The organism is Pseudomonas sp. TCU-HL1, assembly GCF_001708505.1.
Taxonomy (GTDB): Bacteria; Pseudomonadota; Gammaproteobacteria; order Pseudomonadales; family Pseudomonadaceae; genus Metapseudomonas.
In genome coordinates this window covers 1,122,608-1,146,075 of sequence record NZ_CP015992.1, presented here as the reverse complement: position 1 = coordinate 1,146,075, position 23,468 = coordinate 1,122,608, and the positions used below count along the sequence as shown (strand labels likewise).

20 protein-coding genes are annotated in these 23,468 nt (G+C 64.8%); 12 read left to right on the top strand and 8 right to left on the bottom strand.

Annotated elements, in window-relative coordinates; translation table 11 throughout:
- The first annotated feature begins 10 nt into the window (after positions 1-10).
- From gatB to THL1_RS05270, 3 genes are all read left to right on the top strand, one after another.
- A complete protein-coding gene (gatB, locus tag THL1_RS05280; protein WP_069082278.1) occupies positions 11-1,456 on the top strand; it encodes an Asp-tRNA(Asn)/Glu-tRNA(Gln) amidotransferase subunit GatB in 1,446 nt (481 codons plus the stop codon).
- 151 nt (positions 1,457-1,607) lie between these two features.
- Complete coding sequence (locus tag THL1_RS05275) at positions 1,608-1,994, top strand: septal ring lytic transglycosylase RlpA family protein (protein ID WP_069082277.1); 387 nt, start codon at positions 1,608-1,610, stop codon at positions 1,992-1,994.
- 13 nt (positions 1,995-2,007) lie between these two features.
- A complete protein-coding gene (locus THL1_RS05270) occupies positions 2,008-2,385 on the top strand; it encodes a carboxymuconolactone decarboxylase family protein (protein ID WP_069082276.1) in 378 nt (125 codons plus the stop codon).
- Between the two features lie 97 nt (positions 2,386-2,482).
- On the opposite strand, the gene THL1_RS05265 is transcribed toward THL1_RS05270, so the two are convergent.
- From THL1_RS05265 to THL1_RS05255, 3 genes are all read right to left on the bottom strand, one after another.
- Positions 2,483-3,424, bottom strand: coding sequence for an AEC family transporter (locus THL1_RS05265; protein ID WP_069082275.1), 942 nt, complete (start codon positions 3,422-3,424; stop codon positions 2,483-2,485).
- 128 nt (positions 3,425-3,552) lie between these two features.
- Positions 3,553-4,113: a response regulator transcription factor gene (locus THL1_RS05260; protein ID WP_069082274.1), complete on the bottom strand. Its 561-nt coding sequence runs from the start codon at positions 4,111-4,113 to the stop codon at positions 3,553-3,555.
- Between the two features lie 24 nt (positions 4,114-4,137).
- Positions 4,138-5,394: an ATP-binding protein gene (locus THL1_RS05255; protein ID WP_069082273.1), complete on the bottom strand. Its 1,257-nt coding sequence runs from the start codon at positions 5,392-5,394 to the stop codon at positions 4,138-4,140.
- Positions 5,395-5,746: 352 nt separating this feature from the next.
- Between THL1_RS05255 and THL1_RS05250 the strand changes: the two genes are divergently transcribed.
- From THL1_RS05250 to THL1_RS05240, 3 genes are all read left to right on the top strand, one after another.
- Positions 5,747-6,463: an SIMPL domain-containing protein gene (locus tag THL1_RS05250; protein ID WP_069082272.1), complete on the top strand. Its 717-nt coding sequence runs from the start codon at positions 5,747-5,749 to the stop codon at positions 6,461-6,463.
- A gap of 211 nt (positions 6,464-6,674) precedes the next feature.
- A complete protein-coding gene (locus THL1_RS05245; protein ID WP_069082271.1) occupies positions 6,675-8,276 on the top strand; it encodes an ABC transporter substrate-binding protein in 1,602 nt (533 codons plus the stop codon).
- Between the two features lie 54 nt (positions 8,277-8,330).
- Positions 8,331-9,917, top strand: a complete 1,587-nt coding sequence (locus THL1_RS05240; protein ID WP_069082270.1) for an ABC transporter substrate-binding protein — start codon at positions 8,331-8,333, stop codon at positions 9,915-9,917.
- A 35-nt stretch (positions 9,918-9,952) separates the two neighbouring features.
- Here THL1_RS05240 and THL1_RS05235 read toward each other — a convergent pair whose 3' ends face one another.
- Positions 9,953-11,170 carry a M24 family metallopeptidase gene (locus tag THL1_RS05235; RefSeq protein ID WP_069082269.1) on the bottom strand — a complete coding sequence of 406 codons (1,218 nt, stop codon included), beginning with the start codon at positions 11,168-11,170 and terminating at the stop codon, positions 9,953-9,955.
- 160 nt (positions 11,171-11,330) lie between these two features.
- On the opposite strand from THL1_RS05235, the gene THL1_RS05230 reads away from it, so the two are divergent.
- The 6 genes from THL1_RS05230 to THL1_RS05205 all read left to right on the top strand — a co-directional run bounded on the left by THL1_RS05230 (position 11,331) and on the right by THL1_RS05205 (position 17,970).
- On the top strand, positions 11,331-11,894 hold the full coding sequence (locus THL1_RS05230) for a helix-turn-helix domain-containing protein (protein ID WP_069082268.1): 564 nt from the start codon (positions 11,331-11,333) through the stop codon (positions 11,892-11,894).
- Between the two features lie 291 nt (positions 11,895-12,185).
- Positions 12,186-13,760, top strand: a complete 1,575-nt coding sequence (locus THL1_RS05225; RefSeq protein WP_414703743.1) for an ABC transporter substrate-binding protein — start codon at positions 12,186-12,188, stop codon at positions 13,758-13,760.
- A 197-nt stretch (positions 13,761-13,957) separates the two neighbouring features.
- Entirely contained in the window at positions 13,958-14,968 is a 1,011-nt protein-coding gene (locus THL1_RS05220; protein WP_069082266.1) for an ABC transporter permease subunit, read from the top strand.
- Positions 14,969-14,998: 30 nt separating this feature from the next.
- Positions 14,999-15,910: an ABC transporter permease subunit gene (locus THL1_RS05215; RefSeq protein WP_069082265.1), complete on the top strand. Its 912-nt coding sequence runs from the start codon at positions 14,999-15,001 to the stop codon at positions 15,908-15,910.
- Positions 15,911-16,027: 117 nt separating this feature from the next.
- On the top strand, positions 16,028-17,002 hold the full coding sequence (locus THL1_RS05210; RefSeq protein WP_069082264.1) for an ABC transporter ATP-binding protein: 975 nt from the start codon (positions 16,028-16,030) through the stop codon (positions 17,000-17,002).
- Positions 16,999-17,970, top strand: coding sequence for a peptide ABC transporter ATP-binding protein (locus THL1_RS05205; RefSeq protein ID WP_069082263.1), 972 nt, complete (start codon positions 16,999-17,001; stop codon positions 17,968-17,970). The genes THL1_RS05210 and THL1_RS05205 overlap by 4 nt, the downstream gene beginning before the upstream one ends.
- A 208-nt stretch (positions 17,971-18,178) precedes the next feature.
- On the opposite strand, the gene THL1_RS05200 is transcribed toward THL1_RS05205, so the two are convergent.
- From THL1_RS05200 to THL1_RS05185, 4 genes are all read right to left on the bottom strand, one after another.
- Positions 18,179-19,099 carry a biotin-dependent carboxyltransferase family protein gene (locus THL1_RS05200; protein WP_145928261.1) on the bottom strand — a complete coding sequence of 307 codons (921 nt, stop codon included), beginning with the start codon at positions 19,097-19,099 and terminating at the stop codon, positions 18,179-18,181.
- On the bottom strand, positions 19,096-19,773 hold the full coding sequence (pxpB, locus tag THL1_RS05195) for a 5-oxoprolinase subunit PxpB (protein WP_069082262.1): 678 nt from the start codon (positions 19,771-19,773) through the stop codon (positions 19,096-19,098). Before pxpB ends, THL1_RS05200 begins: the two co-directional genes overlap by 4 nt.
- The gene (locus THL1_RS05190) at positions 19,770-20,516 is read right to left on the bottom strand and encodes a 5-oxoprolinase subunit PxpA (protein ID WP_069082261.1); all 747 of its coding nucleotides are present in this window, start codon (positions 20,514-20,516) and stop codon (positions 19,770-19,772) included. The genes pxpB and THL1_RS05190 overlap by 4 nt, the downstream gene beginning before the upstream one ends.
- Before the next feature lie 352 nt (positions 20,517-20,868).
- A complete protein-coding gene (locus THL1_RS05185) occupies positions 20,869-23,415 on the bottom strand; it encodes a PepSY domain-containing protein (RefSeq protein ID WP_069082260.1) in 2,547 nt (848 codons plus the stop codon).
- Between the last annotated feature and the right edge of the window lie 53 nt (positions 23,416-23,468).

Here is a 23,468-nt window from a genome sequence, read left to right as displayed (position 1 = left end):
GAACACGAACATGCAATGGGAAACCGTGATCGGGCTGGAAATCCACGCCCAGCTCAGCACCCAATCGAAGATTTTCTCCGGCAGCGCCACCACCTTTGGTGCCGAGCCCAATACTCAGGCCAGCCTGGTTGACCTCGGCATGCCCGGCACCCTGCCGGTGCTGAACGAGGAAGCCGTGCACATGGCCGTCAAATTCGGCCTGGCCATCGATGCCGAAATCGCCGAGAAGAACGTCTTCGCCCGCAAGAACTACTTCTACCCGGACCTGCCCAAGGGCTACCAGACCAGCCAGATGGACCTGCCGATCGTCGGCAAGGGCTTCCTCGACATCACCCTGGAAGACGGCACCGTCAAGCGCATCGGCATTACCCGCGCGCACCTGGAAGAAGACGCCGGCAAGAGCCTGCACGAAGACTTCCATGGCATGACCGGCATCGACCTGAACCGTGCCGGTACCCCGCTGCTGGAGATCGTTTCCGAGCCGGACATCCGCAGCGCCAAGGAAGCGGTGGCCTACGTCAAGGCCATCCACGCGCTGGTTCGCTACCTCGGCATTTGCGACGGCAACATGGCTGAAGGCTCGCTGCGCTGCGACTGCAACGTCTCGGTCCGTCCAAAAGGCCAGGCCGAGTTCGGCACCCGCGCCGAGATCAAGAACGTCAACTCCTTCCGCTTCATCGAAAAGGCGATCAACCACGAAGTGCAGCGGCAGATCGAGCTGATCGAAGACGGTGGCAAAGTGGTACAGGAAACCCGCCTGTACGACCCGAACAAGGACGAGACGCGCTCCATGCGGAGCAAGGAAGAAGCCAACGACTACCGTTACTTCCCCTGCCCCGACCTGTTGCCGGTGGTCATCGAGCGCAGCTTCCTCGACAAGGTACGCGCCGGCCTGCCGGAACTCCCGACACAGAAACGCGAGCGCTTCCAGAGCGAGTTTGGCCTGTCCACCTACGACGCCAGCGTGCTCTCTGCCAGCCGCGAGATGGCCGACTACTTCGAAGCCGTGAACAGGGTTTGTGGCGACGCCAAGCTGGCCGCCAACTGGGTAATGGTCGAGCTCTCCAGCCTGCTCAACAAGGACGGCCTGGAGATCGAACAGTCCCCGGTGTCGGCCGAGCAACTGGGCGGCATGATCTTGCGCATCAAGGACAACACCATCTCCGGCAAGATCGCCAAGATGGTCTTCGAAGCGATGGCTGCCGGCGAAGGTTCCGCCGACGAGATCATCGAGAAGAAGGGCCTCAAGCAGGTCACCGACACCGGCGCCATCGACGCCATGCTCGACGAAGTGCTGGCGGCCAACGCCGCGCAGGTCGAACAGTACCGTGCCAGCGACGAAGCCAAGCGCGCGAAGATGTTCGGCTTCTTCGTCGGTCAGGCGATGAAGGCGTCGAAAGGCAAGGCCAACCCCGGCCAGGTGAACGATTTGCTCAAGAAGAAGCTCGAAAGCTGAACCTGACAAACGTCCCCGGGACGGCTGATAGGTAGGGTGGATGTCGCTTTTCACATCCACCATCGTGGGTCACCCATCTTCGATGGTGGATCGATAGAGCGCGATCCCCCCTACAAACGACCGCCCCCGAAGTTCGATTGGAGCGTTCACCATGCAGCGCCTGCTTTACCTCCTCGCCCTCACCAGCCTGCTGGTCGGCTGCTCCTATTCCCCGCTCGAGCGCGAGCGCGAGACGCCCTCGGGCGACTATCGCGCGGAAGGCAAGGCGTCCTATTACGGCGCCAGGCACCACGGCAAGCGCACCGCCAGCGGCGAACGCTTCGACCAGCACGCCCTGACCGCCGCCCACCGCACCTTGCCGTTCGGCACCCGGGTGAAGGTGACCAACCTGAACAACCACCGCTCGGTGGTGGTGCGCATCAACGATCGAGGCCCGCATGTCCGTGGCCGCATTGTCGACCTCTCGCGTGAAGCCGCCGAGCGCCTGGGCATGCTGCGCGCCGGCGTGGCGCCGGTGCGAGTGGAATCCCTCGACTGACTGGAGAATCGCAATGAATGAAGAACGAAAGTCCGGCGTGCAGGTACGCCGCGAGGTCATGGGAGATGCCTTCGTCGACCGCGCCTTGGACAATGCCACCGAGTTCACCCAACCGCTGCAGGACTTCGTCAATGAGCATGCCTGGGGCGGCGTATGGAACCGCGAGGGATTGCCGCGCAAGACCCGCAGCCTGATCACCCTCGCCGCCCTTACCGCACTGAAATGCCCTCAAGAGTTGAAAGGCCACGTACGGGGTGCACTGAACAACGGTTGCACAGTGGAAGAAATCCGCGAAGCCCTGCTGCATTGCGCCGTCTACGCCGGTGTTCCCGCCGCCATCGACGCCTTTCGCGCCGCCCAGGAAGTCATCGACGACTACCAGAAGGCCTGATTCCTCTCATGCGTAGGGTGCGCTGCGCGCACCACGGCCTCTGCCGCGGCGATTGCGGTGCGCACAGCGCACCCTACCCAGGACAGCCGGGACCCACTCAGATCCAGCCCGCCCACTGCAACAGGAACAAGCCGATGTTGGTGGTCACCACCGCGGCCAGGGTGGTCATCACGATGATCGACGCCGCCAGTTCGTGGTTGCCATTCACCGCGCGGGCCATCACGAAACTGGCGGCGGCGGTGGGGCTCGCGAAGTAGAGGAAGAGGATCGCCAGGTCGGCATCGCGGAACCCGCATAGCCAGGCCCCCAGGGTCGCCAGTATCGGCAGCCAGACCATCTTCATCAGGCTGGCACTGATGGCGATCTTGCCGCTGGAGCGCAAGGACGCCAGCGACAGGGTGCCGCCAATGCAGATCAGCGCCAGGGGCAAGGTCATCTGTGCGAAATACTCGCCCGAGGTGAGCAACCATTTCGGCAGGGGCAGTTGCCAGTACGCCACGGGAACCGCGGCCAGCACGCCAAGGATCAGCGGGTTGCTGATGATGCTCCTGGCCAGGCTCAGCGGATCGCTCTTGGCATCCGGGCTGTAGATCGCCAGGACGACGGACGACAAGGTGTTGTAGCTGAGGATCACCACCGCACCGAGGATACTGCCCACCGACAGGCCGTAGTCGCCATACATGCTGGTGGCCAGGGCCAGGCCGACGATGCCGTTGTTACCGCGGAACGCCCCCTGGGTATAGATACCGCGATCCTCCGCCGGACAACGCAGGATGGCCCAGCCCCAGCCGATCAGGAAACACACGAGCGTCGCCGCGACGAAGTAGCCGATCAAGGCGGGTTGCAGCGCCGTGCGCAGGTCCGTCTGGACGATCCCGAGGAACAGCAGGGTCGGCATGGTGCCCTTGAACACCAGTGATGAAGCGGTGTTGATGAAGGCCGCGTCGATCCAGCCGAGGCGCTTGAGGCCCACGCCCAGGAACAGCATGGAGAACACCGGAGCGGTGATGCTGAGGGTCTGCTGGATGACGGCGAGCATGGGTGAACCTTGGCAGCGGGAATAGTTAGGTGGCTAAGGATACCAACTACGGCGCAGAAACTGTGGGAGCGAATTCATTCGCAAAACCGGGCCAACCAATCGTGAACGAATTCGCTCCCACAATAGAGTCAGCGCCTTACCGGCCGCTTCTGCAACTTGCGCTGCAAGGTCCGGCGGTGCATGCCCAAGGCGCGGGCGGTGGCGGAGATATTGCCTTCATGCTCGGCCAGCACGCGCTGGATGTGCTCCCACTGCAGGCGGTCCACCGACATGGGGTTTTCCGGCACCAGGCTGTCCAAGTCGGCATGCTCGGACAGCAGCGCCGTCAGCACGTCGTCGGCGTCGGCCGGTTTGCACAGGTAATTGGTGGCGCCGCGCTTGATGGCCTCTACCGCCGTGGCGATGCTCGAATAACCGGTGAGGATCACCACGCGCATTTCCGCGTCCAGTTCCAGCAGCTTGGGCAGCAGCACCAGGCCGGAATCGCCATCCATCTTCAGGTCCAGTACGGCGTAATCCGGCAAGTCGTCCTTGGCCAGCAGCAGGCCTTCTTCCGCGGAGCCGGCGACCGACACCCGCAGACCGCGGCGCGCCATGGCTCGCGCCATGACACGGGTAAAGGTGGCATCGTCATCCACCAGCAGCAGATGGGGCTGTTCTTCGCCTTCGATCAGGGGTTCGTCAGTCATCTCGTATCCTCGTCGTCAAGGCATTCAGGCGACGCCATAGGCGCGCGGCAGGCGCAGCTCGGTCAGGGTGCCGCCTTCTTCGTGGTTATAGAGTTTAACCGTACCGCCGGCACGGGTAACGCTGGCCTGGCTCAGGAACAGGCCAAGGCCGAACCCCTTGCCCTTGGTGGTGAAGAAGGGCCGGCCCAGTTGTTCGGCAATGGCCAGGGGCACGCCTGCGCCGTGGTCGCGAATGCTCAGGACGACCCACTGGTGGTCCCAGTTGACTTGGATGTCGAGCTTCTCCGGGCAGGCGTCGGCCGCGTTGTTCAGCAGGTTCAGCAGCGCCTGGGTCAGATCCGCCGGCGGCTTCAGCCGGGGCGCCACGCCAAGGCCCAGGCACTGGTAACGGTAGGTGGCCTCGGGACGCATCAGGTGCCAGCGATTGAGGGCGACCTCCAGCCACTCCGTCAGCGACTGCTCCACCACGGCCTGGCGACGATCCGCCTCGGCGGCGCGCACCAGGTGCTGCAAGGTGTCCTTGCAGAGCATCACCTGCTGCTGCAGTAGGGCCAGATCATCCTGCAGCGCCGGCTTGTCACCGTACTCCTGCCGCAATTCCTTGAGCAGCACGCTCATGGTCGCCAGCGGCGTGCCCAGCTCATGGGCGGCACCGGCGGCCTGGGTCGCCACGGCCAGCAGTTGCTGGTCGCGCATGCCTTCCTCGCGACGTACCGCCTGCAACTGGTCCTGACGACGCAGCTCCTCGGCCATGCGCGCGACGAAGAAGGTAATCAGCGCCGCCGCCAGGGCGAAGCTCAACCACATGCCGTAGATCAGCAGCGATTCGCGCTGGCCCGTGGGCATTTCCAGCGGATGGAACAACACCAGCAGCAGGGTGTACGCCGCCAGCGCCAGACCCGCCAGGGTAATGGTGTAAAGCCAGGGCAAGGTCGCCGCGGCAATGGTCAGCGGTACCAGGTAATAAGAGACAAAGGGGTTGGTGGAGCCCCCGGAGAAGTACAGCAGCACGCTGTGGATAACCAGGTCGAACCCCAGCTGGACCGAATACTCCAGCTCGGTCACCGGCCAGGGCCCACGCAGGCGCAGCGCCGTACCGACACAGAGCACCAGCGAGACGCCGAGGGTCAGGCTCAGAGCCAGCCAGGGCAACTCCAGTAACTGGGCCTTGTAGGCGAGGCCGACCGAGCCGGCCTGAGCGGCCAGGACGAGGATGCGGATCAAGGTCAACCGCAGCAGGTTCTGGCGGCTGGCAGACAGTAGCTGGACGGGTTCGAGCATGGGTACTCCCTGGAATCGCCGGAGTATAACCAAGGCGTACCCCGGCCCGCCTCTGTGCGGCAACTCGCCGCAGTGATCGGTGCTCGCGGCAGGCATGGCACTACTGTGGGGGAGAATTCATTCGCCAAGGGCGGCGCAGTCGCCCCTCTTCGGCCTCGCAGGGCAGACCTGTGGTCTGCTTGGCGAATGAATTCGCCCCTACAACGTCATCAGAAAGCCAGCATTACATGGAACATCCGTACCGATTTCTGGTCAATTTGCAGCGCTGTTAACCCGAATGGCCGGGTACCCTCGTCCACTACGGAGAATCACCGCGCAACCCGCGCGCCAACCTGTCCCACAAGGAGTCGTCATGCCCACGTTCACCCGTCTCGCCGCCGCCCTCGCCCTCTGTGCCGCCAGCCTTGGCAGCCTCTCGGCCCAGGCCGCCGACGATGCCCGCTACAACCAGGTGGCGGTGCGTGCCGAAGTCAGCCAGGAAGTGGCCCACGACCTGATGTACGTCACGCTCTACAGCGAGTCGCAGAATGCCGACCCGGCGAAGCTCGCCGACGAAATCACTCGCACCCTCAACGCTGCCGTGGCCAAGGCCCGCAACACCAAGGGCGTGACCGTCAGCCTGGGCAGCCGCAACAGCTACCCGGTGTATGACGAGAAGGGCCAGAAGATCACCGCCTGGCGCGAGCGCGCCGAGCTACGCCTGGAAAGCGCCGACTTCGCCACCCTGTCCCAGCTCAGCGCCGACCTGCTGGGTCAGCTGAAAATGGCGGGAATGAACTTCAGCATTGCCGAGAAGACCCGCAAGACCCATGAAGACGACCTGATCAAGCAGGCCGTGGATGCCTTCAAGGCCCGCGCCCAACTGGCCACCGACGCCCTCGGCGGCAAGGGTTACAAGCTGGTCAACCTGAACCTGAACAGCGCCGGCTTCCAGCCGCCACAGCCGATCATGATGCGCGCCATGGCCGCCAAAGGTTACGCCGATGCGGCCGCCGTGCCCGAGATCGAAGCCGGTACCAGCCGCGTCAGCGTCAGCGCCGACGGCACCATCGAAGTGCAGATGCCCTGATCCGGCATCGGGCGCCGCTGCTTTCGAAGCGGCGCCCCCTTCCTCCCGCGGCTTGCATTTGCAGAATTGCGACAAGCGCTTACAGCTTTTTTCCGCCGACTACACTCTTTCCGGTCCAGCTATTGCGTCGGGCATATGCCCTGCATAGCTTCTCGCAAGGCCCCCACAAAGGGCCCCTCAAAATGACAAACAGAATAAACATGAGGTCAACATGCGTAAAAATGCCGTCATCCAGGCACTTGTCGCCGCTGGGCTGATCGCCAGCGCTCCCTTCGCCAGCGCTGCAAGCAACCTGGTGTTCTGCTCCGAAGGCAGTCCCGCCGGCTTCGATCCGGGCCAGTACACCACCGGCACCGACTTCGACGCCGCCGCCGAAACCGTCTTCAACCGCCTGACCCAGTTCGAGCGCGGCGGCACTGCGGTGATTCCGGGCCTGGCCGAGAAGTGGGACGTTTCCCCCGATGGCCTGACCTACACCTTCCACCTGCGCAAGGGCGTGAAGTTCCACACCACCGACTACTTCAAGCCGACGCGCGAGTTCAACGCCGACGACGTGCTCTTCACCTTCCAGCGCATGCTCGACAAGGACCACCCGTTCCGCAAGGCGTACCCCACCGAATTCCCCTACTTCACCGACATGGGCATGGACGCCAACATCGCCAAGGTGGAGAAGGTCGACGGCAACACCGTCAAGTTCACCCTCAATGGCGTGGATGCGGCCTTCATCCAGAATCTGGCGATGAGCTTCGCCTCCATCCAGTCCGCCGAATACGCCGACCAGTTGCTGAAGGCCGGCAAGGCCGCCGACATCAACCAGAAGCCCATCGGCACCGGCCCGTTCGTGTTCAAGCGCTACCAGAAAGACGCGCAGATCCGCTTCGCCGGCAACAAGGACTACTGGAAGCCCGAAGAGGTGAAGATCGACAACCTGATCTTCGCCATCAACACCGACGCCTCCGTACGCATGCAGAAACTCAAGGCCGGTGAATGCCAGGTCACCCTCTTCCCGCGTCCTGCCGACCTCGACGCGCTGAAGAAAGACAGCAACCTGAACATGCCCTCGCAGCCGGGCTTCAACCTCGGTTACATCGCCTACAACGTCACCCACAAACCGTTCGACAAGCTTGAAGTACGCCAGGCGCTGGACATGGCGGTGAACAAGAAAGCCATCATCGACGCCGTCTACCAGGGCGCGGGCCAACTGGCCGTGAACGGCATGCCGCCGACCCAGTGGTCCTACGACGAAACCATCAAGGACGCCGGCTACAACCCGGAAAAGGCCAAGGAACTGCTGAAAGCCGCCGGCGTTGCCGAAGGCACCGAGATCACCCTCTGGGCCATGCCGGTACAGCGTCCCTACAACCCCAACGCCAAACTGATGGCCGAAATGCTGCAGAACGACTGGGCCAAGGTTGGCATCAAGGCCAAAATCGTCACCTACGAGTGGGGCGAGTACATCAAGCGCTCCAAGGCCGGCGAGCATGACGCCATGCTGATCGGCTGGAGCGGCGACAACGGCGATCCGGACAACTGGCTGGGCACCCTCTACGGCTGCGACGCCGTGGAAGGCAACAACTTCTCCAAGTGGTGCGATGCCAGCTACGACAAGCTGATCAAGCAGGCCAAGGCCACCCCGGACCAGGCCAAGCGTACCGAGATGTACAAACAGGCCCAGCACATCCTCAAGGACAACGTGCCGATCACCCCGATCGCGCATTCCACCGTCTACCAGCCGATGCGCAAGAACGTGCAGGACTTCCTGATCAGCCCGTTCGCGCTCAACTCCTTCTATGGCGTGAGCGTCGGCAAATAAGCCGGCAAACGGGGCCTTCGGGCCCCGTTTTCTTTACACCTTCAAGGAAGCCCGATGCGTCGAACCCTGTCGTCCCTCGCCCTCTGCCTTCCCCTCTGTGCCGCCGCCGGCCAGTCCCTGGTGGTCTGCACCGAAGCCAGTCCCGAGGGCTTCGATATCGTCCAGTACACCGCCGCCACCACGGCCGATGCTTCGGCCGAAACCGTCTTCGACCGCCTGGTACGTTTCGCCCCTGGCAGCACGCGACTGCAACCAGGCCTCGCAGAGCGCTGGACCATCAGCCCCGACGGGCTGGTCTACGAGTTCCAGTTGCGCAAGGGCGTGAAGTTCCACGCCACCGACGACTTCAAGCCGACACGCGAATTCAACGCCGACGACGTGCTCTGGAGCTTCCAGCGCCAACTAGACGCCAGCCACCCCTGGCACAAGCTCTCCCCGCGCGGTTTTCCCTATGCCGAGTCCATGGCTTTCGCTCAGCTGATCGATCGCATCGAGAAGCAGGATGACCACCGCGTGCGCTTTACCCTGAAACACCCCGAAGCGCCCTTCCTGGCCGACCTGGCCATGGGCTTCACCTCGATCTACTCGGCGGAATATGCCAATCAGTTGCTCAAGGCCGGCACGCCGGAGCAGCTCAACCGCAGGCCGATCGGCACCGGCCCCTTCGTGTTCGAGCGCTATCGCAAGGACGCACAGGTGCGCTTCCGCGCCAACCCGGATTACTGGGCAGGCAAACCGGCTGTGGACAAGTTGCTGTTCGCCATCACCCCCGACCCGAACGTGCGCGTGCAACAGCTCAAGGCCGGTGACTGCCAGATCGCGGTCTATCCGCGCCCTACCGATATCGCCAGCCTGCGCCAGGACCCGGCCTTGCAGATTCTGGAGCTGGACTCCCTGCTGGTTGCCTATGTCGGCATCAACACCCGCCATCCGCCACTGGATGACGTGCGCGTGCGCCAGGCCATCAACCTCGCCTTCGACACCCGTGCCTATCTGCGTGCGCAGTTTGGCGAAGGCAATGCCAGCCGTGCCGTGGTGCCCTACCCCGCGACGCTGCTGGGCTTCAACGACAAGCTCGACCCATGGCCCCACGACCCTGAGAAGGCGCGCCAGTTAATGGCCGAAGCCGGGCACAAGGATGGCTTCAAGCTGACCATCTGGACCCGCCCCGGCGGCGGCCCGACCAATCCCAACCCGGGCATCGGCGCGCAGATGCTCCAGGCCGACCTGGCCGCCATTGGCATCAAGGCGGAGATTCGCGTCTATGAATGGGGCGAGCTGATCAAGCGCGCCAAGAACGGAGAACATGACCTGGTGTTCATGGGCTGGGCCGGCGACAACGGCGACCCGGACAACTTCCTTACCCCCAACCTGTCCTGCGCGGCGGCTAAATCAGGCGAGAACCAGGCCGGCTGGTGCAATCAGGCGTTCGATGAGCTGATCCGCGAAGCCCGCGCCGTGACCGAACCGGCCCGCCGTGCCGAGCTCTATCGCCAGGCACTGGCGATCTTCCACGAGCAGGCTCCCTGGATTCCCCTCGCGCATCCCAAGCAGTTCGCCGCCGTGCGCAAGGGCGTGGAAGGGTTCCGGTTGAACCCGATGGGCTCGAACAATTACGCACGGGTGAAGGTCGTTCCGTAGGATCTGAAGGGGCTAATTCATTCGCCAAGCAGGCCTCAAGCCTCCAACCCGAACGGGTCGTCGATGGAATGGCTCGGCTGGGTAAACCAGCGCGGCCCGGAGGCGGTCATGTAGAAGTGGTCCTCCAGACGAATACCGAACTCCCCTGGCACGCAGATCATCGGCTCGTTGGAGAAGCACATGCCCTCGGCCAGCGGCGTCTCGTCACCGCGCACCAGGTAGGGGCCTTCATGGATATCCATGCCGATGCCGTGACCGGTGCGGTGAGGCAAGCCGGGCAACTGGTAATCCGTGCCGAGGCCGGCGGCTTCCAGGCTGCGGCGGGCAGCGGCATCAACCACCTGGCAGGGCTCGCCCAGGCGCGCGGCATCGAAGGCGGCCTGCTGGGCGGCTTTCTCGGTATTCCACAGGGCGCGCTGACGGTCGCTCGGGGTGCCGAACACATAGCTGCGGGTGATGTCCGACTGGTAGCCATGGAGCTGGCAGCCGGTGTCGATCAGCACCATGTCGCCATCCTTCAACACCTGCGCGTGCTTCACGCCGTGGGGGAAGGCGCTGGCCTCGCCGAACAGCACGATGCAGAAAGTCGATCCCGGCGCGCCCACCTTGCGGTGCGCCTGGTGGATGAACTCGGCAACCTCGGTGGTGCTGATACCTTCGCGCAGGATGCTCGCGGCGGCCTTGTGCACCTCCAGGGTCATGTCCTTGGCACGCTGCATCAGCGCCAGCTCTGTGGCGGACTTGTGGAAGCGGCACGGGTTGATCACGCAAGCGGCATCGACGAAGTCGAAGCCCGAACCCAGTTGGCGGATACCGTCGTACATGAAGAAGGCCAGGGACGGGCACAGGCCCACCCTGGCGTCAGCGACGATGCCCATGCCGGCCAGCATCTCCAGCAACAGGCGATAGGGGCTCTCGTGCTCCTGCCAGCTGTGGATAACCCCGTCCACCTCACGGAAATCGCAGATAGTGCCTTCCTCGAATGCGGGGGCGATATAAGCCAGCGGGCCGTGAGCGGGCAGCACGGCACCCACCATGCGCTCGCTCGGACTCCATTTCACCCCGGTGAAGTAGCGCAGATTGCTGCCGGCGTTCAGGTAGAGGGCCGCGAGACCCTGCTCACGCATCAGGCCCTGGGCCTTGGCAATGCGCGCCTGGTATTCGGCCAGGCCGATGGGGTCCGCGCCCGCGGTCATGTTCGCCAGGCCGGCCAGCGCCTGCTCCGGAGTCTTGCCACCCACACCCACTGTCATCTTGCTCTCCCGAGTCCTGTTGCAGTGCACCGAATTTAAGCTCCACTTAAATAGCCGTCAACGCAATTTTTCAGTCCCACTTAATTTCAATAAGGCGACAAGCCTTTTCTACAATGCGCCGCCCGTTATACTGGCGCCCTTCAGAACAAGAGCCACGCCAATGACCGTAGAACAGATCGGCGAACGCTTGCGCCGCTACCGCCGTGCCGCCAACAAGACCCTGAACCAGGTCGCCGCCGAATCGGGTCTCACAGCCAGTTTCCTCTCCCAGGCGGAGCGCAACCTCACTGGCGTGTCCATCTCATCCCTGGCGAACATCGCCAAATCCCTGGGGATTCCGCTCAATAGCCTGTTCGACCAGCCCGCCCAGCACCAGCCCGACTCCCACCAGGGCGAACGCGTGCGCTACACCATCGGCGGCCAGCCACTGGCCTACGAACGCCTGTCCAGCAACTTCCCCGGCAACCTGATCAACGCGGTGAAGATGAGCATGCCGGTGGGTTACCAATCCGAACTCATCTCCCACGAGGGCGCCGAGTTCGCCTACGTGCTGTCCGGGCAGATCGTCTACACCATCGAAGGCCGCAACTACCCGCTGGGCCCAGGGGATTCGGTGCATTTCGACGCCGCCAAGCCGCACTTTCTCGCCAACGCCGGCGTTGAGACGGCCGAGGTCCTGACCGTCACCACCATGGGCCTGTTCGACGATCACCCCACGCCCTGACTCGTCGGTTCCCGAATGTAAGCACCACTGAATTTAAGTTGACCTTAATTTCAGCATCACTTAAGTTCGGCCTCGGCCGGCGCAGGTGCAAGCATCCCTTTTCCCTCCGCCGCCATCGCCCGCCCGGGACTGTCAGCATCCGGCTCCCGGCTCGCGAATGACGGGCAGCCTGCGGCCCACGAAGCCGCAGGCTCAGGTGCAACGGACACCATAGGCTTCGACCACCTGATACGCCGCCCTCAGAACAACAACAACGAGGTTCGCATGCGTCAGAAAACCAAGCTCAAGACCATGATCGCCGCCGGCCTGCTCCTCGGCTCCGGCTTCACCCTCGCCGCCAGCAACCTGGTTTTCTGCTCCGAAGGTAGCCCCGCCGGCTTCGATCCGGGCCAATACACCACCGGCACCGACTTCGACGCGGCCTCGGAAACCCTCTTCAACCGCCTCGCCCAGTTCCAGCGCGGCAGCACCCAGGTCGAACCGACCCTGGCCAGCAGTTGGGACATCAGCGAAGACGGCAAGCGCTACGTGTTCCAACTGCGCCCGGGCGTGAAGTTCCACACCACCGACTACTTCAAGCCGACCCGCGAGTTCAACGCCGACGACGTGGTCTTCACCTTCCAGCGCATGCTGGACAAGAACCACCCGTTCCGTAAGGCCTACCCGACCGAGTTCCCCTACTTCACCGACATGGGCCTGGACAAGAACATCGCCAAGGTGGAGAAGGTCGACGACATGACCGTGGCCTTCACCCTGAACGAGGTGGATGCCGCGTTCATCCAGAACCTGGCGATGAACTTCGCTGCGGTCCAGTCCGCCGAGTACGCCGATCAGTTGCTGAAGGCCGGCAAGGCCGCCGACATCAACCAGAAGCCCATCGGCACCGGCCCCTTCATGCTCAAGCGCTACCAGAAGGACGCGCAGATCCGCTTCACCGGCAACAAGGACTACTGGAAGCCCGAGGACGTGAAGATCGACAACCTGATCTTCGCCATCAACACCGACGCCTCGGTCCGCACCCAGAAGCTCAAGGCCGGCGAATGCCAGGTCACCCTCAACCCGCGCCCGGCCGACATCGAGGCCCTGAAGAAGGACCCGAACCTGCAGGTGCCGAGCGAGCCGGGCTTCAACCTCGGCTACATCGCCTACAACGTCACCCGTACCCCCTTCGACAAGCTCGAAGTGCGCCAGGCGCTGGATATGGCGGTGAACAAGCAGGCCATCATCGACGCCGTCTACCAGGGCGCCGGCCAGCTCGCCGTCAACGGCATGCCGCCGACCCAGTGGTCCTACGACGAAACCATCAAGGACCGCGACTTCAACCCGGAAAAGGCCCGGGAACTGCTCAAGGCCGCCGGCGTGAAGGAAGGCACCGAGATCACCCTCTGGGCCATGCCGGTGCAGCGTCCGTACAACCCCAACGCCAAGCTGATGGCCGAAATGCTCCAAGCCGACTGGGCCAAAGTCGGCATCAAGGCGCGCATCGTCAGCTACGAATGGGGCGAGTACATCAAGCGCGCCCATGCCGGCGAGCACGACGCCATGCTGATCGGCTGGACCGGCGACAACGGTGACCCGGACAACTGGCTGGGCACGCTCTACGGCTGCGATTCGGTGGATGGCAACAACTTCTCCAAATGGTGCGACGCCGGCTACGACAAACTGGTGAAGGCTGCCAAGGCCACCAGCGACGTCGAGAAACGCACCGAGCTGTACAAGCAGGCCCAGCACGTCCTGCAGCAGCAGGTGCCGATCACCCCGATCGCCCACTCCACCGTCTACCAGCCGATGCGTGCCAGCGTGAAGGACTTCCTGATCAGCCCCTTCGGACGTAACAGCTTCTACGGCGTCTCCAACGGGCGCTGAGTGAGCAAGGCCGGGCAACCGGCCTTCTTCGCATCCTCAATCCGACACTTAGATCGGACGAGGCCAATCTCACCTGCCACAAAAAACGCAAGGCAACCGGCCCCCTCGGGCCGGCGCCTTTACCCACGCAGCCTAAACTGCTGGGAACGGTCAGTGCGCTGACCGGCAAAACAAAAGATGAGGAGTGATTCGCCCAAATGCTGAGTTTCATCGCACGCCGACTGGGGCTTCTGATCCCCACCTTCTTCGGCGTCACCCTGCTCACCTTCGCCCTGATCCGCCTGATTCCCGGTGACCCAGTGGAAGTGATGATGGGTGAACGCCGGGTCGACCCGGAAATGCACGCCCAGGCCATGGAACGCCTCGGTCTCAACAAACCGTTGCCGGAACAGTACCTGGACTACATCGGCAAGCTGGCACAGGGCGACCTGGGCGAATCGCTGCGAACCCGCGAAGGCGTCTGGCACGAATTCCTCACCCTGTTCCCTGCCACCCTGGAGTTGGCCATCGCCGCGCTGATCTTCGCCGGCACCCTGGGCGTGCTGGCGGGCGTGATCGCCGCCCTCAAGCGAGGCTCCCTGTTCGACCACGGGGTGATGGGCATCTCCCTGGCGGGCTACTCCATGCCGATCTTCTGGTGGGGCCTGCTGCTGATCATGTTCTTCTCCGTGGGCCTCGGCTGGACGCCGGTGTCCGGGCGGATCGACCTGCTCTATGACATCGAACCGAAGACCGGCTTCATGCTCATCGACACCCTGCTCAGCGAAGAGGAAGGCGCCTTCGTCGATGCCTTGCGCCACCTGATCTTGCCGGCCATCGTGCTGGGCACCATCCCGCTGGCGGTGATCGCCCGCATGACCCGCTCGGCCATGCTCGAAGTGCTGCGCGAAGACTACGTGCGTACCGCCCGCGCCAAGGGCCTGTCGCCGGCCCGCGTGGTCTTCGTCCACGGCCTGCGCAACGCGCTGATCCCGGTGCTCACCGTGTTCGGCCTGCAAGTGGGCACCCTGCTCGCGGGCGCCGTGCTGACCGAAACCATCTTCTCCTGGCCGGGCATCGGCAAGTGGCTGATCGAAGCCATCGGCGCCCGTGACTACCCGGTGGTACAGAACGGCATCCTGCTGATCGCCTGCCTGGTGATCCTGGTGAACTTCGTCGTGGACATCCTCTACGGCCTGGTCAATCCACGCATCCGCCATCAGCGTTAATGGCCCTGGACAGGTTCTCTGGAGAGATGAATGAATATGGTTACCAACCTCCCGGCCACTGACCCGAGCATCCTCTACCCTTCACCACTGAAGGAGTTCTGGAAGGCCTTTGCCCACAACAAGGGCGCTGTCGGCGGCCTCGCTTTCATGGTCCTGATCGTCTTCTGCGCACTGTTCGCCCCGTGGGTCGCCCCCCATGACCCGAGCGAGCAGTTCCGCGACTTCCTGCTGACCCCGCCGGTCTGGCTGGAGGGCGGCCAGGCGCAGTTCCTGCTCGGCACCGACGAACTCGGCCGCGATGTGCTCTCGCGCCTGATCCATGGCGCCCGCCTGTCCCTGCTGATCGGCCTGTCTTCGGTGGTGATGTCGCTGATCCCCGGCATCCTCCTCGGCCTGGTGGCGGGTTTCTTCCCGCGCCTGCTGGGCCCGTCGATCATGCGCGTGATGGACATCATGCTGGCCCTGCCCTCGCTGCTGCTGGCGGTGGCCATCGTCGCCATCCTCGGCCCAGGCCTGATCAACACCGTGATCGCCATCGCCGTGGTGTCCCTGCCGTCCTACGTGCGCCTGACCCGCGCCTCGGTCATGGGCGAGCTGAACCGCGACTACGTCACCGCCTCGCGCCTGGCTGGCGCCGGCCTGCTGCGCCTGATGTTCGTCACCGTGCTGCCCAACTGCATGGCGCCGCTGATTGTCCAGGCCACCCTGAGCTTCTCCTCGGCCATCCTCGATGCTGCCGCCCTGGGCTTCCTCGGCCTTGGCGTGCAGCCGCCCACTCCCGAGTGGGGCACCATGCTGGCCTCCGCGCGCGACTACATCGAACGCGCCTGGTGGGTGGTCTCGCTGCCCGGCCTGACCATCCTGCTCAGCGTGCTGGCGATCAACCTGATGGGCGACGGCCTGCGCGATGCGCTGGACCCGAAACTCAAGAATGCAGTCTGAGGAGCCCGCCATGAACGACTCCCTATCCAAGCACATCATCGGTCCGGTGCGCACGGCGCACCCTACAGCCGACCTTTGTAGGGTGCGCTGCGCGCACCACGGGCTGGAGCAACACGCATGAGCCTCCTTGAAATCAGAAACCTCAGCGTGCGCTTCGGCGACGCCAATGCCGTCCCGGTGGTGGACGGCCTCGACCTATCGGTGAACAAGGGCGAAGTGCTGGCCATCGTCGGCGAATCCGGCTCCGGCAAGTCGGTGACCATGATGGCCCTGATGGGCCTGATCGACGCCCCCGGCCGCATCAGCGCCGACAGCCTGCGCTTCGACGGCCACGACATGCTCACGCTCAAGGGCAAGCAACGCCGGCACATCGTGGGCAAGGACCTGGCGATGGTCTTCCAGGATCCGATGACCGCCCTCAACCCCAGTTACACCGTGGGCTTCCAGATCGAGGAAGTGCTGCACCAGCACATGGGCCTGAAGGGCAAGGCCGCCCGCCAACGCGCCCTGCAACTGCTGGAACGGGTGGAAATCCCCGGCGCTGCCAGCCGGCTCGACGCCTATCCGCATCAGCTCTCCGGCGGCATGAGCCAGCGCGTGGCCATCGCCATGGCCATTGCTGCCGAGCCGAAGCTGCTGATCGCCGACGAACCCACCACTGCGCTGGACGTGACCATCCAGGCACAGATCATGGACCTGCTGCTGGACCTGCAGCGCGATCAGGACATGGCCCTGGTGCTGATCACCCATGACCTGGCCGTGGTCGCCGAAACCGCCGACCGCGTCTGCGTAATGTACGCCGGCCAAGCCGTGGAGATCGGCGAAGTGCCGCGCCTGTTCGATGCGCCGACCCATCCCTATACCGAAGCCCTGCTCAAGGCGATTCCCGAGCACAGCCTCGGCGCCCACCGCCTGTCCACGCTACCCGGCATCGTCCCCGGCCGCTACGACCGGCCCCACGGCTGCCTGCTGTCGCCGCGCTGCCCCTATGGCCAGGCCAACTGCGTGGCCCAGCGGCCGACGCTGGACACCCACGCCCATGGCGCCGTGCGCTGCTTCTACCCCCTTAACCTGATCGAGGTGGCGCGATGAGTGCCGTACTGACCGCCCGAGACCTGCACCGCTACTACGAAGTGTCCCGTGGCCTGTTCAAGCCCAACGCCCTGGTGCGCGCCCTGAACGGCGTGTCCTTCGAGCTGGAGGCCGGCAAGACCCTGGCCGTGGTCGGCGAATCCGGCTGCGGCAAGTCCACCCTGGCACGCGCGCTGACCCTGATCGAGGAACCCTCCTCCGGCTCGCTGCAGATCGCCGGCCGCGAAGTGGCGGGCGCCAGCAAGGACGAACGCAAGCAGCTGCGCCGCGACGTGCAGATGGTCTTCCAGAACCCCTATGCCTCGCTCAATCCGCGGCAGAAGGTGGGTGACCAGTTGGCCGAACCGCTGGTGATCAACACCGGTCTGTCCCGCGCCGAGCGTCGCGAACAGGTGCAGGCGATGATGATGCAGGTGGGCCTGCGCCCCGAGCACTTCCAGCGCTACCCGCACATGTTCTCCGGCGGCCAGCGCCAGCGCATCGCACTGGCCCGCGCCATGATGCTCACCCCCAAGGTACTGGTGGCGGACGAGCCTACCTCGGCGCTGGACGTGTCCATCCAGGCCCAGGTGCTCAACCTCTTCATGGACCTGCAGGAACGCTACAACACCGGCTACGTGTTCATTTCCCACAACCTCGCGGTGGTACGCCACGTCGCCAACGACGTGCTGGTGATGTACCTCGGCCGCCCGGTGGAGATGGGCCCCAGCGAGCTGATCTACGAGCGTCCGCTGCATCCGTATACCCGCGCCCTGCTCTCGGCCACGCCGGCCATTCATCCGGACCCGAGCAAGCCGAAGATCAAGATCGCCGGCGAACTGCCCAACCCGCTCGACCCGCCACCTGGCTGCGCCTTCCACAAGCGCTGCCCCTACGCCACCGAGCGCTGCAAGGTGGAAGAACCGCAACTGCGCCTGCTCGACGCCCGCCAGGTGGCCTGCCACAACGTGGAGAGCATCAACGGCTGATGCGGCTCTGGTAGGTTGTGGCTGAGCTCCGCGAAGCCCAACGTGCGGGGCCGATACATGGCTGATTGACATGGAATCTCCCACAGCCATGTAGGGTGGATGGCGCTTTTCCATCCACCATCGACGCCAAGCCAGGTCACGAATGGTGGACCGATGAAGCGTGGTCCACATCTGCCGTTGAAGCCTTTACCGAAAGGAACGACATCCCCTACCGCCCGAAGAAGCGATAGAACTCCCGCAGCTCGTCCTGGGAATCGTCCAGGCTCATCACGGTGAAGCGCAGCACCTGGTTGGCCGGGCATTGCGCCAGCCGCCCCAGGTCAAGGGCATGGACCCAGCCGAGAATGGGATAGCCGCCCATGGTCTGGCGGTCGGCCATCAGGATGATCGGCTGGCCATCCGGCGGCACCTGGATGGCGCCGCTGACCACGCCTTGGGACCACTGCCGTTGCGGCGCGACCAGCGGCTCGCCCTGCAAGCGGGCGCCCATGCGATCGGAATGCGGGCTGAGCAGCCAACCACCCTCGAAGAAGGCCCGGGCCTGTTCCGCGTCGAAGCTGGCGGCATCGCCGCCGATGATCACCCGCAAGACCTGTGCCGCCTTGTAATCCGGCTGCCACGGCCAGGGCACGCTGGCGCCGCGAGGGAACTCGGCGCTCCCGCCCAACAGCAGATCACCCTCTGCCAACCGGGCGCCCTCCCCGTCCAACCCGCCCAGGCCTTCGCGCAGCTGGCAGGCGACACTGCCCAGCACCGGTTCGGCGCGGATGCCGTCCACCAGTGCCAGGTAGGCGCGCTGGCCACTGCGGGCGTAACCGATCTGCAAGCGCTGCCCGGCCTCCAGGCGGAAACGTGACCCGCCAAGGCGTGGTTCGCCATCGACATTCAACGGCATGTCGGCGCCGGTCACGGCCACCCAGAGCGCGTCCTCTGCCTCCAGCTCTACGCCGCCCAAGGCAATTTCCAGCACCGCACAACGTCGTGGATTGCCCAGCAGCCGATTGGCCCAGGCCGCCGCCAGCGGGTCCATGGGGCCCGCTGGGGATATCCCCAGATGCTGCCAGCCGTGGCGGCCGGTGTCCTGCAGCACGCTCAGGGGGCCGGGCTTGATCACCCTCAGGGCACTCATGCCTCACCTCCTTCGGCGCGGTAGCGAGCTTCGTCGATCCCGAAGAAACGCACCCGATCACCCAGGGCCAGCGGGCATGGCGGCTCGCGGCGGGCGTCGAACAGCCGCCAGGGACAGCGACCCAGCAAGTGCCAGCCGCCAGGCGATGCCTGTGGATAAATAGCCGTCTGCCGTTCGGCGATGGCCAGGCTCCCGGCCGGTACACGCAGGCGCGGACTGCTGCGACGCGGCAGGGACAGACGCGAATCGAGACCACCGAGATAGGCGAAACCCGGCGAGAAGCCGATGGCACCGACCCGGTATTCGGCGCTGCTGTGGATATCCACCAGCTCGCCCACGGACAGGCTGCAGGACTCGGCCACCCAGGCCAGGTCCTCGCCGCAGTACCAGATGGGGATTTCATGCAGCCGGCCAGCGTCGGTCGCGGCAGGCGCCACCAGCCAGGCTTCAAGCAACGGCTCGATGAGCTGGGCCAGGGCCTGGTGGTCGGTGCGGGTCAGGTCGAAGTGCAGCAGCAGGGTGGTCCAGCCAGGCACCAGGTCCAGAAGCAGGTCACCCGCCTGCTGACGCAGCGTCTCGGCCAGCGTGGCGATGCGCTGCGGCAGCAGGGCGTCCGGTTCGTCGGCCAGCACCAGCAGCAAGGCTTCGGCGCCCGCGGGCTCGAGGCGGATCATAGGGCGTCCAGCTTGCCTCGCAGACGGCGCAATACCGCCAGGGATTCAGGGTTGTCGCCATGCACGCAGAGACTGTCAGCGGTAAGCCGCAGCGACTTGCCATCGATATCCGGGAAGGGTTCGCCGGCAGCGATGGCCAGGGCCTGGTCGAGGATACGCTCCGGGTCATGGTGCACGGCCCCGGCCATGCGCCGGGGTGTCAGTTGACCGTCGGAGAGATAGGCACGGTCGGCGAAGGCCTCGAACATCAACGGCACGTCGGCGGCGTCTGCCAGTTGCAACTCGCGGCTGTTATCGGCCAGGGCCAGGACCATCAGCGGCAGGCCCTTGCGATAGCTGGCGCAGGCATCAAGTACGGCGGCCAGCAGTGCGTCATCCCGCACCAGGTCGTTGTACAGGGCGCCATGGGGCTTCACATAGGCCACCTGGGTGCCGACCGCACGGCAGAAGGCCTCCAGGGCGCCGATCTGGTAGAGCACCTGGGCTCGGACCTCTTCCGGCGAGCAGGCCATGTGGCGCCGGCCGAACCCGGCGAGATCCGGATAAGCCGGATGGGCGCCGATGCGCACACCGTGACGCAGCGCCAGCTCGACGGTGCGCTGCATGGTCAGGGGGTCGGCGGCGTGGAAGCCGCAGGCGAGATTCGCTTGGTCCACCAGCGGCATGGCGTGCTCGTCGTCGCCCATCCGCCAGGCGCCGAAGCTTTCACCCATGTCGCAGTTCAGCAGGATTCGTCTGTTCATGTAGCGGATTATGGCTAAAAGCCGGCAGCCTTGTAGGAGCGAATTCATTCGCGATGCAAAGCACCCTCTCCCCAACCCTCTCCCTGAAGGGAGAGGGGGCAGTCCGTGCCGGTCTCGGGCCATGGCGCTCCTTGTAGGGGCGAATTCGTTCGCGATGCACAGCACCCTCTCCCCAACCCTCTCCCTGAAGGGAGAGGGGGCCGTCCGTGCCAATCTCGGACCGTGGCGCTCCTTGTAGGGGCGAATTCATTCGCCAAGCAGGCCGAAGGTCTGCCCTTGAGCGAACCCCTCTCCCGCCGGGAGAGGGGAGAAACGCAAGAGGATCACTCGGTGACGTCGTCACCCCGTCCAATCAGTAGACATCGCGGCGGTAGCGACCTTCATCACCCAGTTGCTGCAGCGCATCAGCGCCAAGGATGTCGCGAAGGGCCTGATCGACGCCTTCGGCCATGCCCTGCAAGCTGCCGCAGACGTAGATCACCGCGCCGTCATCCAACCACGTACGCAGTTCGTCGGCGGCTTCGCGCAGGCGGTCCTGCACGTAGACTTTCTCGGCCTGGTCGCGGGAGAAAGCGAGGTCCAGGCGTTGCAGCTCACCCTTGGCCAGCCAGCCCTGCAGCTCTTCGCGGCAGTAGAAGTCGTGGGCCTGGTTGCGCTCGCCGAACAACAGCCAGTTGCGGTTGCGGCCCTCAGCGATGGCGGCCTTGAGCAGGCTGCGCAAGCCGGCGAGCCCGGTGCCGTTGCCGATGAAGATCAGCGGACCGTCTTCATCGACCAGGTGGAAGCGGCTGTTACGACGCAGGCGCAACGGCACGGCGGCGCCCTCGGGCAGGTAGTGGGTCAGCCAGCCGGAGGCGATGCCCAGGCTGCCGTCGGCATGCTGCTCCTGACGCACGATCAGCTCCAGCGCGCCGTCGCTGGCCAGCGAGGCAATGGAGTACTGGCGCACGGAGAGGCCGATCAGCGCCTGCACCAACGCTTGCGGATGCAGGCCAACGAGGTGCTCGAAGGAGTTCGGCAGCAGGCGCCCGGCCAGGGCCTGGCGCAGCGACTGGCGCTGACCGTCCAGCTCCACTTGGGCGTCGCCGTCCAGATGGTGCTGGTCGAGCCAGGCCTGGATACGGGGTTCAGCCTGGCGCGGAAGGATTTCCACCAGGTCGCCGGCCTGCCAGTCCACCTGGCTACTCGCCGGAGCACGCAGACGCAGCATCCAGGTGGATTCACCCTGGCTGCCCGGATTGAGGTGTTCGCGACTGTCCAGGGTCCAGGTTTCGAAGGCAGGACCGCTCCAGGGCGTTAGCGCGGCGCTGCCGGAAACCTGGGCCAGCTGCTGCTGCCACTGTTGCAGGGCGCCGCTGTCACCATTGTCCACTTCGACCGGGGCGAACAGCTGGCTGGCGCCCTGCCCTTTGAGCCAGGCCTGCAAACGCCGGCCGAAGCCACAGAACTGTTCGTACTGGCGATCACCCAGGGCCAGCACGGCAAAGCGCAGCCCGGCGAGTTGCGACGCCTGGCCAAGCACCTTGCGCTCGAAACCACGGGCGTTGTCCGGTGCTTCGCCGTCTCCAAAGGTGCTGACCACGAAGAGCGCATTGCGCGCCTCTGCCAGGGTGCCGCTATCCAGCGCCGCCAGGGGCTCGACGCGCACGGGCAGGCCGGCAGCCTGGAGCTGGCCGGCGCTCTGCCAGGCCAGTTGTTCGGCCAGGCCGCTCTGGCTGGCGAAGCCGATCAGCCAGGAATCCTTGCCACCGTGTTCGGACAGGCCGTCACGGGCCGCCTTGATCGCACGCTTCTTGCGACGGCGATCGAGATAGAGCAGCCAACCGGTGACGAAGAACAGCGGCATGCTCAGGCTTGCGAGCATCACCAGGATGCGGCCCGGCAGGCCGAAGTACTCGCCCACGTGCAACGCGTAGATGCTGGTGAGCAGCTGGGCCTTGAAGCTCTTGTCGGTGTAACGGTCGCTGCGCGTCACCTTGCCGCTGGCCGGGTCCAGGACGATCTGGTTCAGGGCGCGGGGATGGTCGGCATCCTCCAGCAGGTAGAACACCTGCGCTGGCTTGCCACCCACCAGTGGCAGGCGCAGGTTGTAGGCGCTCAGGGTCGGGCCGGCAGTTTCGCGGATGCTGTTCCACACGGCGTCGTAGTCCACCACCAGCGGCGGGCCGGACGGCGGCTCCGCGCCGGGACGGCCACGGCGCTCGCCGGGCTTGCCCTGTTGGCCGGCCGGCGCATCGGAAAGCAGCCGGTTCAGGCCGTCTCGGTACCACTCATAGGACCAGAACAGGCCGGTCAGCGCAGCCAGGAGGTAGAACACCAGGCACCAGGTACCCGCCACGGCGTGCAGGTCCCAATTGAAGCTGCGGCCCTTGCGCGACCAGTCGAGGGTCAGCCAGGCACGCCAGCTGGTCGCCTTGCGCGGCCAGCGCATGTAAAGACCGGACAGGCAGAAGAAGATCAGGATCAGGGTACAAGCGGCGGTGATCTGCTTGCCGAACTCGCCCATGGCGAGGAAGCGGTGCAACTGCAGCATCAGGCCGAAGAACTGCTGGCCCGCCGGTTGGCCCAGGAGTTCGCCGGTGTAGGGGTCGAAGTAACGCATGGGACCACGACGCTCGCCCGGCGGTGGCGTGAAGAAGACACGGGCGGCGTGGTCGCTGTGGGTCTCTATCCAGAGGCCGGAGACCTTCTTGCCTTCAGCTGCCTCGATCTTGCTCACCAACTCGGCCGGCGGCAGAACCCCGCTGTCGCGCACCTCGACCGTCAGGGTTTCAGGATTGAGCAGGCGGAGGATTTCCTCCTGGAAACTGTAGGCGGCCCCGGTGATGCCCATGAGGGCCAGAACCAGCCCGGCACTGATACCGAACAGCCAGTGCAGCTGGAACAGGGTCTTCTTCAACACGTGATATCCCTCGGATACGCACCTGGCGGTGCGTCAAATCGCTTGTTCGC